The 15,391-nt window shown below is 37.7% G+C and carries 14 protein-coding genes; 6 read left to right on the top strand and 8 right to left on the bottom strand.

Going from position 1 to position 15,391, the window contains the following annotated elements; genetic code table 11:
- Positions 1-106 precede the first annotated feature (106 nt).
- Complete coding sequence (locus R4146_RS02600; protein WP_339959891.1) at positions 107-829, bottom strand: GntR family transcriptional regulator; 723 nt, start codon at positions 827-829, stop codon at positions 107-109.
- 117 nt (positions 830-946) lie between these two features.
- Here R4146_RS02600 and ybaK point away from each other — a divergent pair, with 117 nt between their 5' ends.
- Together ybaK and R4146_RS02590 are read left to right on the top strand one after the other, a co-directional pair.
- The gene (ybaK, locus tag R4146_RS02595) at positions 947-1,447 is read left to right on the top strand and encodes a Cys-tRNA(Pro) deacylase (RefSeq protein WP_339959890.1); all 501 of its coding nucleotides are present in this window, start codon (positions 947-949) and stop codon (positions 1,445-1,447) included.
- A 2-nt stretch (positions 1,448-1,449) separates the two neighbouring features.
- Complete coding sequence (locus tag R4146_RS02590) at positions 1,450-2,202, top strand: zinc metalloprotease (RefSeq protein ID WP_339959889.1); 753 nt, start codon at positions 1,450-1,452, stop codon at positions 2,200-2,202.
- On the opposite strand, the gene R4146_RS02585 is transcribed toward R4146_RS02590, so the two are convergent.
- Together R4146_RS02585 and R4146_RS02580 are read right to left on the bottom strand one after the other, a co-directional pair.
- A complete protein-coding gene (locus R4146_RS02585) occupies positions 2,199-2,837 on the bottom strand; it encodes an HD domain-containing protein (protein ID WP_339959888.1) in 639 nt (212 codons plus the stop codon). The genes R4146_RS02590 and R4146_RS02585 overlap by 4 nt on opposite strands.
- A gap of 135 nt (positions 2,838-2,972) precedes the next feature.
- Entirely contained in the window at positions 2,973-5,306 is a 2,334-nt protein-coding gene (locus R4146_RS02580; RefSeq protein ID WP_339959887.1) for an HAD-IC family P-type ATPase, read from the bottom strand.
- A 128-nt stretch (positions 5,307-5,434) separates the two neighbouring features.
- Between R4146_RS02580 and R4146_RS02575 the strand changes: the two genes are divergently transcribed.
- On the top strand, positions 5,435-6,283 hold the full coding sequence (locus R4146_RS02575) for an aldo/keto reductase (RefSeq protein ID WP_339959886.1): 849 nt from the start codon (positions 5,435-5,437) through the stop codon (positions 6,281-6,283).
- A 72-nt stretch (positions 6,284-6,355) separates the two neighbouring features.
- On the opposite strand, the gene R4146_RS02570 is transcribed toward R4146_RS02575, so the two are convergent.
- The gene (locus tag R4146_RS02570) at positions 6,356-6,670 is read right to left on the bottom strand and encodes a SemiSWEET family transporter (protein ID WP_339959885.1); all 315 of its coding nucleotides are present in this window, start codon (positions 6,668-6,670) and stop codon (positions 6,356-6,358) included.
- 100 nt (positions 6,671-6,770) lie between these two features.
- Positions 6,771-8,000 (bottom strand): ammonium transporter, encoded by a 1,230-nt coding sequence (locus R4146_RS02565; RefSeq protein WP_339959884.1) that lies wholly within the window; start codon positions 7,998-8,000, stop codon positions 6,771-6,773.
- A 243-nt stretch (positions 8,001-8,243) separates the two neighbouring features.
- Here R4146_RS02565 and R4146_RS02560 point away from each other — a divergent pair, with 243 nt between their 5' ends.
- Positions 8,244-9,614 carry a hemolysin family protein gene (locus R4146_RS02560; protein WP_339959883.1) on the top strand — a complete coding sequence of 457 codons (1,371 nt, stop codon included), beginning with the start codon at positions 8,244-8,246 and terminating at the stop codon, positions 9,612-9,614.
- Between the two features lie 79 nt (positions 9,615-9,693).
- A complete protein-coding gene (gene nrdI / locus R4146_RS02555; protein ID WP_339959882.1) occupies positions 9,694-10,155 on the top strand; it encodes a class Ib ribonucleoside-diphosphate reductase assembly flavoprotein NrdI in 462 nt (153 codons plus the stop codon).
- 23 nt (positions 10,156-10,178) lie between these two features.
- Here the strand turns inward: nrdI and R4146_RS02550 are convergent, their stop codons facing one another.
- From R4146_RS02550 to R4146_RS02540, 3 genes are all read right to left on the bottom strand, one after another.
- The gene (locus tag R4146_RS02550) at positions 10,179-11,414 is read right to left on the bottom strand and encodes a zinc ribbon domain-containing protein (protein WP_339959881.1); all 1,236 of its coding nucleotides are present in this window, start codon (positions 11,412-11,414) and stop codon (positions 10,179-10,181) included.
- A 64-nt stretch (positions 11,415-11,478) separates the two neighbouring features.
- Positions 11,479-12,651: an MDR family MFS transporter gene (locus R4146_RS02545; protein ID WP_339959880.1), complete on the bottom strand. Its 1,173-nt coding sequence runs from the start codon at positions 12,649-12,651 to the stop codon at positions 11,479-11,481.
- A gap of 99 nt (positions 12,652-12,750) precedes the next feature.
- Positions 12,751-13,551 (bottom strand): Ig-like domain-containing protein, encoded by an 801-nt coding sequence (locus R4146_RS02540; protein WP_339959879.1) that lies wholly within the window; start codon positions 13,549-13,551, stop codon positions 12,751-12,753.
- A 286-nt stretch (positions 13,552-13,837) separates the two neighbouring features.
- On the opposite strand from R4146_RS02540, the gene zwf reads away from it, so the two are divergent.
- Complete coding sequence (gene zwf, locus R4146_RS02535; protein WP_339959878.1) at positions 13,838-15,313, top strand: glucose-6-phosphate dehydrogenase; 1,476 nt, start codon at positions 13,838-13,840, stop codon at positions 15,311-15,313.
- Positions 15,314-15,391 lie beyond the last annotated feature (78 nt).

Raw genomic sequence — 15,391 nt, 5'->3', positions numbered from 1 at the left:
TGCAAATTGATACGCACCAATTGCTCAGCTCACTATTAATCGTTGCTTATATTATGAATGAAAACGGTTAAATAGTCCAACATTTTATGGGAATAATTAACCTTTTTTAACTAATTTGCACAAACGTATTATACTTCAAATACTTATAATGTAAGCGCATGTTCGATACTTCAAACGGCGTCCCGTCATCTAAAAAGAAAATGCCTTCCATTACCCCAACTGGTTCCGTTGGTTTCAACCCCAATAGTTTTTGATCGTCTGCAGTTGAAGGTTCAGCCATGATCGACATAAATGACCGTGTCACCGTTTTACCAACTTCTGATTCTAAATAATTAAAAATTGAACCTGACACAATCTGTTTGGTCAGCTTAGGGGTAATTTGAATTGGAATATATCCCGTTTCAATCATAAATGGTTGGTCGCCAAACGACCGCAACCGTTTAATTTCATAAACAAATTCATCTGGTTGTAAAAACAAGTCCTGTTGCAGATCAGCACTTGCTGGCACCACTTTAAAATCCAACAGTTTAATCTGGGGGGTCTCCCCTTTACTTTCCATACTATCGGTAATACCGATATTGGAACCATCATAATGAAAGATGGTTTTAGATTTCATATACAATGGATTAACGAAGGTCCCCGACCCCCGCTTTTTAAATATAATTCCTTGATCAGCCAAAAAAGCTAATGCCCGTTTAACTGAACTTCTACTAACGCCATAAGACTCACTTAAAGAACGTTCATCTGGCAAGCGGTTGTTGGGAAATTCGTTCCGGCTAATTCTGGCTTTTAAATCTTGCATCACTTTATGATAAACTAAATCTGCCATTTTACACTCCTCAAAACGTTCATATTATAATTTATTCTAGTATAACAGAATCTAGTTGGCTTTTTAAAAACCAAAATTGGGATATGCTAAAATATAAATAAAAGGTGGTTATTAAATATGTCGAAAAAAAATAAAATTAAAAAAACGCTAGTTGAAAAAATCTTAGACAAGGCCAAAGTGGATTATAAACAATTTGTCTTTGAAACCCACATGAAGGGTGACGTTGCTCAAATGGACGTCCAGCATGGCGATGTGGATGAACACAAGGTCTATAAGACCCTAGTGTTAAGTGGTAAGGCCACCGGCCCTGTCGTTGGCGTGGTGCCAATTGATAAGCATTTGGACGAAAAAGAACTCGCCCGTGTTTCTGGCAATAAAAAGGTGAATATGGTCCCACTAAAGGAGCTCGAAAAGACTACTGGTTACGAACATGGTGCCAATACCCCCATTGGCATTTGGGAAAAATTCCAATACCCAATCTACATTGATACTTCTGCCCAAAAGCAGGGTAATATCTTAGTTTCTTCTGGTAAAATCGGGCGGTCCGTGGAAGTTAATGCAGAAGACTTAAAACAATTAGTGCATGCTGAATTTGCAGACATTGCCACGGATAACTAATCATGATGGAAAATATTGGTTCACTATTAATTCAAAATAATCTAACCGCCATCATTGAAGTCATTGTTTTCCCAATCCTATTCATCATTTGTTTAAGACGGATCAGCCATAGCTGCAAGCAACTAATTGCTAATCGCTACGGGCTACGGGGCCAGATCTTCTTTGGCTGGTTCGGGGTGGTCATCCACGAGTTTAGCCACTTAATTGTAGCGCTCCTGTTCGGCCACAAGATTACCGGATTTCGCCTCCTTCATGTGCCTAATGGTGACGGCGATAATAAATTAGGCTACGTCAATCATTCCTATAATGCCAAAAGCAGTTATCAACGCACCGGAAATCTATTTATCGGGATTGCCCCCATCTTTGGTTGTGCAATTGCTCTAATTATCGCTACTTCCCTACTAACCCCATCGTTGCTTCAACAAATGCATGCCCTTCCCAACTTTCAAATGGATTGGCAAATATTTAAACTGGATCGCATTTGGAAACTCCCGGTCCTAATCATTATTGCTGGTAACATCTCAATTGGTGGGTTTGATTTAAGCGATGCTGATTTAACCCACATTAAATTTGGGCTAATTATCATCATTGGCCTAATTATCGTTGCTACTTCCTTTGCAACTCTCCTAGGGGTGGGGAGTATTTACATTAATTGGCTACATCTTTTCAGTACAACGGTCAATGGAATTTTATTCTTCTCATTAGTGGTGGTTTTAATTAGTAATGGTGTCATTCGCCTGATCACTAACTACTAACTCCCCCACTCAACCTTAAATTCAGTTAAAAATTCTTGCATCACTCGTTGCCGGACCCGGGCCATTTCTTTGGCGGTATCAGTATTTAACGTGTCCTTAATCCGCAATAACTTTTCGTAAAAATGATTAACGATCGTAGTCGGTTGACGATACGTTTCAGGAGTTAATTGCTGGCGGGGTTTTATCATGGGGTCATACATGCTTTCACCAAAGTGGCCGCCATAATAAAAGGCCCGCGCAATTCCAATTGCACCAATCGCATCTAGGCGATCAGCGTCTTGAACAATTTGCCCTTCAATCGATAAGTGATACTGGTGATCTAAATTCTTACTAAATGACATGTGTTCAATAATATCCATAATTTGGTCAATCTTATCTTCTGAATAATGCCATTTAGCAAGCTGTTGCTTTACAACCGCAATTTGTTGTTCGGGGTCATCAACTAACTTATCATCAATTAAGTCGTGGAGATAAGCCGCGGTTAATGCGACTAGTGCATTGGCCTTGGATTCATTAACAATGATGGCTTGAACGTTATTTACTACTCGCTCAACGTGATCATAGTTATGGCCAGTGCTGTCATTTTGCATTCGGGCCTTTACGTAAGGTTCGACCTGGTCAAATGCGATTTCCATATTTTGATCATTCCTTCTGTGCATAATAAATACTTACTAGTTTACCATGATTACAATTATTATTTTATAAGGTAAACGCATTCCAAAACAAAAGCAATTTTTACGGTCGTTGAACAGTAAAAATTGCTTTTTTAATTATTTCCTTAATTGCATCAATTGATGCTCAATCTTTTGAAAGCCGATAATCAACGGATAAGCACTCAGTGCAATCAATAGTGCTACAATCCATAATGGGCTGACAAATATTGATACTAACGAGAAGAAGTTCCCTACTACAAAGAACGTAAATAGAAAAATTAGACCCGTAACAACTACTACTGAAATCTTGAACGGATTCAACGGCTTAGAGACCATAATTAACGCGATCCAACAACAAATCCCAGTAGCCAAAACACTTAGAGTCGAAGTTTGTGCATAACTCATTGGCCAGTAGCGAGCCGCAAATAAAATGGCTAAGACGTAAAATACAATGCTTAACGCAACTGGAACGGCCACTTCAATAATCTTAGTAATGAATTGGTTAGTAACCCGTTGGTAGTTAGGTTCAAATGCCAAGACGAACGATGGAATTCCCACCATAAATGTAGAAATTGGGGTTAATTGAATCGGCAAGAATGGATAGTCATGCGTCGCAAAAATAAATAGAATCGTCAAAATCGTGGAGTAGATGGTTTTTACTAGGTATAGCGAAGCCACGCTCCCGATGTTATTAATGACCCGGCGTCCTTCCTTTAAAACATCGATCATTGAGTCAAAGTTAGAATCAATTAACACGAAGTTGGCAATACTCTTAGCACTTTCGCTTCCAGACGCCATTACAATTCCACAATCAGATTGTTTTAATGCTGGCATATCATTGACCCCATCCCCAGTCATGGCAACGGTGTGGCCATTATCTTGGTACCCCTTGATCAACTCACGCTTTTGGTTGGGTGTAACGCGGCCGAACACGGTGTAGTCACGAACCAGTTGATCATAATCTGGATTATCACCAACGGTCGACATATCAATGTACTTATCAGCATCCTTAATTGCCACCCGTTTGGCGATGCTAGATACCGTTACTGGATCATCCCCAGAAATCACGTTGATATCAACGCCTTGGGATGCAAAAAATTTCAATGTGCTTTCAGCATTTGGTCGAATAACATCTGAAATTAAAATTAATCCTAATAGTTCAGCATTAACGGGATGTTCTCCATCGAAGCGGTCCGCTTTAGCAACTGCTAAGACCCGATTGCCGGCAGCTGCGTATTCCTTAACAGTTGCTTGTTGATGGGCATCTAGTTGATCGACTACAAACTGCGGAGCTCCGATCATGTAGCTACCATTATCAAAAGTGGCCCCACTCCATTTACGAGCGGATGAAAAGGGGTGAATTTCAGTCGCCTGCCATCCAGGATCTGGCAATGCTTCCTTTAATGCCATCGCGGTTTCATTGTCATCACCAATTTGATGAACGGCAGCACCAATAATGGTGTCCAATTGCTCTACTGAATGATTAGCAAACGGAACCACCTTCTTAAAGGCTAATTCACCACTTGTAATCGTTCCCGTTTTATCTAAACAGATGGTATCCACCCGCGCTAGGGTTTCAATAACTGGTAAATTACGTACCAACACCCGTTTACGAGCTAATTTCATTGCGGATACTGCTAATGTCATCGATGAAAGTAATACTAATCCTTCTGGAATCATCCCCGTGGCAGATGCAACTGTTCCTAAAATCGCGTTGTTAACATCGCTTCCCCGTAAAATCTTAGAAGTAAAGAGAATAATCCCTAATGGAATGATGATAAACGTCAAAATTTGGATAATTTTATTAATGAGTTTCAACATTTTACCATTGGAATCTCCATCATCTTTAGCCACGGCTGAAATCTTATTCACAAATGAAGCCGCACCGACTTTAACTGCGACCATCTTAGCGCTACCACTAACGACCGAACTAGCAGACGTTATTTCATCGCCGGCTTGTTTTGAAATTGAGTCTGATTCACCGGTAATTTGCGATTCATCAACTTCTAGTGCCCCATTGGTCAACACGATTCCATCAACTGGAACCTGGCTACCACGTTTTAGTTGAATCACATCGCCCACTACAATTTGATTCGGATCAATCGTAAGTTCTTTACCATCGCGAATTACAGTTGTTTTATCACGCGATAACAAGGTCATCTTATCGATTTGGCGCTTGGAACGAATCTCTTGAAACGAACCAATGACCGTATTGATGACTGCCACCACTAAGAACAACAAGTTCTTATAACTGCCGGTGTAAATAACAAATGCCGCAAGCACAACGTTAATTAAATTAAATAATGTAAACGTATTGATTTTAATAATTTGACCAACACTTTTGGTCAACGTTTTCGGCGAATGATTAATTTCATCTGCCTTAATCCTAGATTGAACCTCTTTTTCAGTCAATCCACGATCAGCATCAACTTTTCGCCAATCGATAGCCATACGACCACCCTTCCTAAATGTATACTTTAATACCTATTGTATAATATTTTAGCTTAAAAGTGATAATGTTTGCAGTCATAAAACCACATGTCTTATCATATTCTTATAAAGTGTAAGGAGGAAATTAAATGCTCAATTCAATTCAAGATACTTTTAAATTACGGGATGGTAATGAAATTCCAATGGAAGGCTTTGGAACTTATAAAATTACCGAACAAGCTGATATGGATGCAGCAATTAAAACGGCTTACGAAAATGGTTATCGGCTTTTTGATACCGCTCAACTATATAATAACGAGGCGGTTTTGGGCCAAGCCATTAAAAATAACCACATCAACCGTAATGACATCTTTATTACCACTAAGATTCCAGAAAATAAGCAAGGTTATGAATCAACGCTAAAAGCCGTTGATGAATCACTACAACGACTCCAAACTGACTACCTTGACTTAGTGCTAATTCACTGGCCAATTCACTCTGAGTTTTTCAATACTTGGCGGGCCCTAGAAGATGCCAAGGCCGCCGGTAAGATCAAATCCATTGGGGTCAGCAACTACCACCGGGCGCATTTAGAACTGCTCAAAACTAAGGCTCGTGAAATGCCAGTTGTAAATCAAATTGAATTGCATCCCTACCTTAGCCAACCTACGATGGTCGACTTCGACCAACAAGCAGGCATCCTAACCCAAGCTTGGAGCCCATTTGGTCGGGGAGCAGCGTTAAAAGATGAAACCATCCAAAAAATCGCTGACGCACATGGTAAATCAGTCGCCCAAGTTATTTTAAGATGGCACTTACAACGGGGAGTGGCAATCATCCCTAAGTCCAACACGCCTGAACGAGTTCAACAAAATACTGATGTTTATGATTTCAAGCTATCAGATACTGAAATGCAAGCAATTAATGCATTGAATCAAAATAAACGTAATGGTGATGATCCTGAACTAGTTTATGAATTAGAACATCAATACCACTAAAAAATTAAAGAAATAGGTCGATTGAAGCTACTTAAATGCAGCATCAATCGACCTATTTTTTAATCGTTAATATTAATGAATATAAATTGTGATAAATGTAATTAACCCGAAAATAACTCCAGGAATATTAGAAATAATTAGTGGCCAATCCCGGTACGTCTTAGCCCAACCATAGTATACCCAAAGGGACGCATTGATCGTCGCAATTGCATATTGAATTGGTGAACCAGTTTCACCACGGAAGTTAGCGATGATTTGTGGGAAATAAAAGATGTACATTAATGAACATGTCACAATCGCTACCTTACTTAATTTCTTTAAACTTTTTACTCGTTTTTCAGGAACTTGTTTACGTTTGTCCTTTGGAACATAGTTATCTACCTTCACTTAAGCACCCTCCTATTCAGAAATAATTTCTAAATCTATATAAGATAATTATAACATAAATAAAAGGACGCATTTAAATCACTGTTAACTAAATTAACAATTATTTAATGTGCACAGCATCATCAACCACTTCGCTGTGTTCTGAAAGGTCCATTCCTTCTTCTTCTTCCTGCCGTGAAGCCCGCATTGGCGTAATCATACCCACTAACTTAGCAATTGCAAATGCTGCTACAGCAACGAAAACAACCGTAAAAATAGTTGCGCCTAGTTGAATCAACACTTGGTGCAAACCACCACCATAGAATAAGCCATTGTTAGCAATCGTTGGGTTAGCTAATTTGGTTGCAAATAACCCAGTAGCAACACTACCAACCATTCCACTAACTCCGTGGCATCCGAATGCATCTAGGGTATCGTCTAATTGAATCCGCGGTTTAATGTAGTTAACAAAGCAATAACTAGCAATCGTAGCAATGATTCCGATCCAAAAGGCACCCGCAACCGTTACATATCCTGCGGCCGGCGTAATCCCAACTAGTCCACATAGAGTTCCAGTACAAACGCCCATTAAGCTTGGCTTACGATTGAAGAATGTATCTAATCCAAACCATGTCATCATTGACGCAGCAGTAGCTACCGTAGTGGTTACAGCTGCTTGCATTGCAATATTGTTAATTGCTAAGGCTGAACCGGCATTGAAACCATACCAACCGATCCAAAGTAACGTAGTCCCAATCAAAACTAGTGGAACGCTATATGCTTGAACTTTCTTACCATAATTAAGTCGTTTGCCGATTAATTTTGCTAACACAAAGGCGGTTACCCCAGCATTAATATGAATAACGGTTCCTCCAGCGAAATCTAGAGTACCCATTTTAGCTAGAAAACCAGTCGTGCTCCAAACCATATGTACCATTGGATAATAAACAACAATGGACCAAATAAAGATGAACAATAGAATAAACTTTAATTTAGTCCGACCAACAATCGCCCCAATGAATAACCCGGGGGTAATGATTGCGAACATCATCTGAAATAGCATGTAAACGCCAGTTGGAATCTTAGTAGGTTGAAGTGAGTTCAAATCAATTCCATTTAAGAAGAAATGTTTAAAGTCACCAATAAAGGCCCCATTCCCAACAAAGGAAAAACCATACCCGAACAAAATCCACATTAACGCAACCATCCCAGTCATTAAGAAGACCAAAAACATGGTATTAACCACGTTTTTCTTTGAAACTAGGCCTCCATAGAAAAATGCTAATCCAGGAGTCATCAATAATACTAAAATTGCAGAAATTAAAACAAACACCGTACTCCCTAAACTCATCATCGCCACATCCTTTTAATCTTTATGTAAGATATTATAACACCAGAATAATTATTTACCACTGTTTTTACCGTTTTTTTCAATTTTATGTTATAAGAAATAACATGTGATGTTTTAATAACAGCATTAAGTTCATAAAAAAGTCATTTTGGTGGGGCTATATTTATTTTAATCTTAATATCTTAGCGTTATAATAGTAGTATTAACTTTAAATATAGTAGATTCAGAAATGAGGGAACTTTATTGTCTAGTGGAATACAATTAATAATTATTCTAATCACATTCTTCTTCGCTGCCTTCTCCGTTGGGAGTGAATTTGCGTTAGTCCAAACGCGATTAAGTTCATTAGAGGACGACAAAGCCAATGGGAATGGTAATCCCAAAAAATTAGATCGACAGATTTACATGGTTACCCATTTAAACGATTACTTATCCACTACCCAGGTGGGAGTTTCATTAGCTGGAATTATTTTAGGTTGGATTGGTGAACCATTCATCGACCATCTATTATCCGACGTACTTAACTTGGTAAATATTGGCCAAGCATCCGCACGTGGAATTAGTGTAATTATCGGGGTTGGATTATTGACCTACTTGGAAGTGGTCTTTACTGAAGTAGTACCAAAAAACCTTAGTACTGATAAGCCAAGACAAATGTTAGATATTGTTTCTAGTCCCCTTCACTATCTTCACACCTTATTCTATCCATTCGTATGGCTACTAAACATTTCTGCCGGTGCGGTGGTTAAAATGATGGGAATTAAGATGGCAGACGAAAATGATGATTCATATTCACAAAATGAAATTTTAATGCTATCTAAAAATGCCGTTCAATCCGGTGAACTTGAAAAAAATGATTACCTATATATGCAACGAGCATTTGACTTAAATGATAAGGTTGCAAAGGATATTATGATCGACCGGACTCAATTAGTCGTATTAGACATTAACGCTACCGTTAAGGATGCAATGAAGCTTTACTTACAAAAGAAATTTAGCCGAATCCCAGTAGTTGCCAATAATGATAAGGATCGCATTTTAGGGTATGTTTATAACTACGATATTGTTCGTCAATCTCGAGTTGATCCAAACATCGGAATCGATCGGTTGCTACGTGATATCACAACCACGTCTGAAACCACACCGATTACTGAAGTCCTTCAACAAATGATCAAGAACCGGGCTCCAATCGTCGTGGTCGTGGATGAATATGGTGGTACCTCTGGAATTATTACCGATAAGGATATCTATGAAGAATTATTTGGAACGGTTCGGGATGAAATTGACCCTGCTACGAATGAATACATCTTCAAGCAACCAAAGGGAACTTATCAAGTTAATGGTAAGTTAACCACTTATGACTTTGAACGGTACTTTAATACTGATATCAAAGCCTTTGATAACTCCGATATCGTAACCATTGCTGGTTACATTATCGACAATTATGATGACTTGAAAGTTGGTAAAGTCATTAAAATTATGAATTTTGAATTTAAGATTTTGGATTATGAAAATTCATTTATTAACTGGTTCGAAGTAACTAACTTAAATGAAGCTAAGCCTAAAATCAAAGCATCAACGCTTGATTTAGCTAAGCAAGGAAAATCTAAATAGACTGGTTGGTGTTGTTTAACACCAGCCTTTTTATTTGGATTCAACCACTGTAAAATATAAGTACTAAGAAGGTGATTTTATGAATTCGATGCGGGCTTTGTTTATTTCAATTAGTGGGAATACGCGTAGCTTTATTAATGATTTGGTCGAATATGCTTATCAACAACATGCAGCTAATCACACGCTGCCAACCATTGAACCAACTGAAATTAGTGATGCCAGTGATTTTGAAGTCGAAACCAGCCCATATTTTGCTTTCGTTCCTACCTATTTAGATGGTGGTAATGGAATTGATAACGGGGTCAAAGAACTAATGACCAATACACTTGGTGAATACATTGGTTATGAAAACAACCGTAACCTCTGTTTAGGCGTCATTGGTAGCGGTAATAAAAACTTTAACGAACAGTATTGTTTAACCGCTAGACGCTATGCTGATCAATACGGATTTCCATATTTAGATAACTATGAACTACGCGGAACCACTGCAGATGTTAAACGCATTTATCAACACATGGTTGACCGCGTTAATACCAAATAAAAAAGAACGCAATGCGTTCTTTTTTATTTGTGATAATATTTATCTTTAATCGGCGTAGCATCTGAAATCACAGATGCAACTTTATAGTGATGTTCATGATCTTGTTGAACTTCTGCAATTGTCCGGAAAATTTGCACATGGACCTGATCGCCACTATCAAATTCATATTTCAAATTATAAACAATATGATAACGATGTTGTCCATCGCGCTTAAAGGTCGTAATTTGCGGCGTATACTTCGCTTTAAATTGATATTGGTTAAATATCAATGCTAACTTCTTCATGCTTTGATAATAATGATTATTATTCCCATATAAGAAGTAATTACCTAAGTCCATATCAGTTTTTCGTTGGTTCGTTAATGATTGAATTCCAGTGTAAACTTGATTCAAAGTAGCTTGCGCTTGATTTTGATCAAAGCCACTTTCATTCCGAATTAAAGTAATTGTACGTCCGTTATCATTCTTATTAACTTTAATCGGCTCGGTAGTAACACCATGGTCATCAACGTGGTACTTAGCATTCAGTTCAAAATGATCAGTTGTTAAATGGGTTAACTCATAGTTTCCGTTTTCATCGGCATAACTCATTAACTTGCCATTTAATAAAATCAAAGCATACGGCTTCGTCTTTATCTTGATCGAATAGGTCTGTTGTTCAAGTTCTTGATTGTTTAATACAACTTGATATTTAGGAAATATCCCAAAATGAGTCCCAGTCTTTTGATATGTAAAGAAGCCATCACTAGTATGGCCGTTTGATTTTAATTCACGCTTTAACCGATCAGCAGCTGCTGGATTCGCTTTAAAATACTCTGCAATGACTTTAGTAGCTTGGGGTTCATTGTGCTTGGTAACAAAATAATCGTCCAGTTGATCCTTAGCAACACTGCTATCAACCCGATTCAATGTAATGGACTTGGAATAATAAAATTGTCCATAAGTATATCCACCAACCACAAAGATTAAAGCTGCAGCAGAAAATGCCCATCGTTTCCGATGCTTAAAGCTATGAAATGTTAGCTTAAACTTACGTAAATCTAGCTTACTACGATCAATCGAATCTTTCTTGCTGTATTTTTTTAATCGCGATTGGTAATTGGGAATCGTATATGAATCAGCAACAGTCAATGTAGGCTGAACTTCTTCGCCATCATCAAAGTACTTGGCTAAATCCAATCCACAATAATCACAAAACTCATTTGTCGCATCATTATCATGGTGACATCTTGGACATTGGATGGTAGTTGGTTCTGCCATTTTGATTCCCCCCTTCGCTAAAAATTGAACTATCGTAAATTATTATACTATGATTTACGACAAATTACTTACTTTGTTTCAAATAATGGTTACGAATCAACACCAACATAATGGCAACCATTATTAATGCAAATGAGAATATAAATAACGAATTATAATTAAAGTATTCTACAAATGCGCCCGCATAAAGTGGCCCGACTGCGCGGCCTAATGACATTGAAATGCTGAAAAAGGCTTGATACATCCCCTTTTGTGAATCACTAGCCAGTGAATCAATCCATGCTGGTAAATCTGGCAGTCCAATCATTTCACCCACCGTTAGAAAAATAATCGTTAAGATAAACGTACTATATTCGTGGTCAAATACTAAGAATAGAAATGAAACGGCAAATAAAAAGACCCCAAACGATACTTGCTTGCTAATTTCAAATCGCCGGCCAATTTTACTAACCAAGCTTTGGCCAAAAACAATCATCAATCCGTTGACCGTCCAAATCGTACTGTACTGTTCAAATGACATTCCTAATTGAGTCATATGAATTGGCATCACACTTTCCCAAATTGCATAACTTAAATAAATACTGAAAATTAGAAAGCAAATTGCTAAGAGTAACTTCAAACTATGAAAATCACTAGAGTCAGATGATTTAACTTGGCGATTGTAGTCATACTCTGAAAAATCAATATCAAATAGTTTTATTGCCATTACTAATAGTACTAGATAAAATGCAGCGGTAACTGCAAAAACGGTTGTGACCCCAAACTTTAGTAGATATCCCACCATTGCCGTTCCGATTACAACCCCAATGTTTAATCCTACATATAACGTATTAAACACATACCGGGGGCTCTTACTTTTAATCGTAGATGCATAGGAATTGATCAAAGTTAAACTAACCCCATCCCCAAACCCATGGATAATCAGTAAAATTGCAAAATATGGCCAACTATGTAGAAACGTTAATGCAATGATTGAAACCGTTGAGATCAAAATACTAATCAACGCCGTTTTATAAGCTGACCAGTGATCAAATAGATAGCCTCCAGTATAGTTTCCAGCAATCATGAATAATGACATAATAAATAAAATTAATCCTGACTCCGTTAATGAACGATGCAAGTAATCATGCATATACATTGTTGTAAGTGGCCATAAACATGATGACCCAGCGTTCAACAACGTTGTGTAAATCAAAACTGGCTTCATGCCAATTTCCTTTGCTTTTACTTTTGCCATTTTAAACACCCCTTCTATTTTTAGTTACAATTTAAAACCATTCTAACAAAAAAACCGCTCTAGGACACACCAGAGCGGTTTAAATCTTTTATTATTTAATTATTTAATTTTAGTGAATGAATAAGTGGCAGTTGGTGCATTGCCGACTTTAAGTTTTAATAATTTATTGTTCTTATCAACTAAGTAGAACTTCTTACTACTTACTAAGCGGATGTACATAGTACTAGTCTTCTTAACACCCTTACCACGGTAAGTCATCGTAATGACGTTTCCGTTAACGTTTTTAACGTTATATACGGCGTTACTAAGAATCTTACTATCATATTTCTTGTTTTTATATTGAGTTTGGTTTAACCCAGTATCATTATTAAATGTCCATAGTTGAGTATATTTACCACTAGCGCTAGACTTCCAGTTACCAGCTAAGTCGCTGACCTTAGCTACGGTTTTAGTACTAGATGAACTGGAACTACTAGTTGTACTGGTTTTGCTACTACTGCTACTGCTGCTACTACTAGTGCTGCTAGCAGAGTTACTTGAACTGCTACTGCTAGTATCATTACTCTTAACCGTTATGATTTTGTAGAAGTAGTAATTAGCTTTACTTGGTTGAACATATACATATAAGTTCGTGTTTGCAGCATACTTCTTTGGTAACTTAAGGGTATATTTACCATCACTAGATGCAGTGGTAGTAGCAACCGTTTTCTTATTGTCTAACTTAACGTAAACGGGTGTATTCTTCGTTGCAGTTCCAGAAATTTCTGTTTGTTTGTTCGTTACAGTTGGAATCGTTAATGAGAGTCCGTGAGTATCGACTTTGGCTGCATCAGCACTAACTCCGAGTGTAACAAAAGTTAGTAATAATACGCCTAGCGTATAAAAAATTGATTTTTTCATGAAATGGCTTCCTTTCAACATCAATAAAATTAAATATTAAACATATCTTATATTAAACATTTTTTATGTTAATAGCAATAAAATTGTGATAAATCATTAGACGAATTAAGCAATTTTAATCAATTTAAAATTACCTTTAATAGTTTTGTCGAGAGCCATAAAGATAGCGTTTACATAAATTAATGTAAACACTTTCTTTGATTTTGCATGTGGTATATAATAAGCAACGTGTAAGTATGTATATGAATTTTGAATTAATAATTTAACTTTAGGGAGTGTGACAGTATTGGCAACTGAACAAACTGCTTTGCTAACGCTTTTTGGTGCAACTGGTGACTTAGCCTCACGTAAGTTGTATCCTGCCCTTTTTAATTTGTACAAAAAGGGAGAAATCAAGGAACATTTTGCATTGATTGGTACTGGTAGACGTGAATGGGACGATGATAAATTCCGTTCCGTTGTCTCCGAATCCGTTAAAGATGCTGCCGAAAGTGATCAACAAGTAAATGACTTCGTAAGTCATTTCTACTACAAGTCACACGATGTTACTAATCCTGAACACTACAAGGTGTTAAAGGGATTAGCAGACGAATTAGATGCTAAATACGACCTTAATGGTAACCGTATTTTCTACATTTCATTAGCCCCTCGCTTCTTCAGCTTGGTTGCTAATAACTTGAAGGAACAACAAGTCTTTTCAGAAAACGGCTTCAACCGCTTAATCATTGAAAAGCCATTTGGTCATGACTTCGAATCTGCTGAAGCATTGAACAATTCATTAAGTGCAGCATTTAGTGAAGACCAAGTCTTCAGAATTGACCACTACTTAGGTAAGGAAATGGTTCAAAACATTGCTGCCCTACGTTTTGGAAACCCAATGATCGAATCCGTATGGAACAATAAATTTATCGATAACGTTCAAGTAACCCTTGCTGAAAACATGGGGGTTGGTGAACGAGCTGGATACTACGATACTTCTGGTGCCCTTCGTGATATGGTGCAAAACCACATCATGCAAATTGTTAGTCTACTAGCAATGGATGAACCTAATAAGTACAAGGACGTTGAAATCCGTGCTCAAAAGGTAAAGGCATTACAAGCCCTTCATATTTATAATGAAGACGAAGTTGCTGAAAACTTCGTTCGTGGCCAATATGGTGCTGCTGATAACCAAAAGGATTACCGTCATGAAGACAATGTTCCAGAAGATTCTAATACCGAAACTTTTGTTGCCGGTAAGTTAGAATTTGAAAATAACCGTTGGGCTGGCGTACCTTTCTATGTTCGGACTGGTAAGCTACTAGCTGATAAGTTCGCTCGAATTGATGTTGTCTTCAAGCAACCTGCTTTGGATGACTTTGCTCGTGCTAATGGTACTGATCCTCAATTAGTGCCAAACCGCATTTCAATTAAGATCGAACCAGATTCTGGTTTTGAAATGAAGTTAAACAAGAAACACGTTGGTCAAGGTTACACTACTGACAGTTTCCAATTTACTCACGACTTAACCACCGAAGAAATGAAGGAAGTTCCACTTCCATACGAACGGTTGATCAATGATGCCATGAAGGGTGACCACACTAACTTTGCTAGTTGGGCTGAAGTTGCTCAAGCTTGGAAATTCGTTGACCAAATCGAAAAGGTTTGGAACACTACTAAGCCTGATTTCCCTAACTACACTCCAGGATCAATGGGTCCTAAGGCAGCTGATGATTTATTAGCTCGTTCTGGTCGTAAGTGGGCATTCAGAGCTCAAGATTAAGGTTTCGTATAATTAATTCACTTTTAATGCACTAAATGTTAAAATAGAAGTGTATTTAAATAAATAATTCTATCTAAA

This window comes from Nicoliella lavandulae (genome assembly GCF_037546185.1).
Taxonomy (GTDB): Bacteria; Bacillota; Bacilli; order Lactobacillales; family Lactobacillaceae; genus Nicoliella; species Nicoliella lavandulae.
The sequence above is the reverse complement of the archived record's forward strand: the minus strand, read 5'-3'. Positions and strand labels throughout refer to the sequence as shown.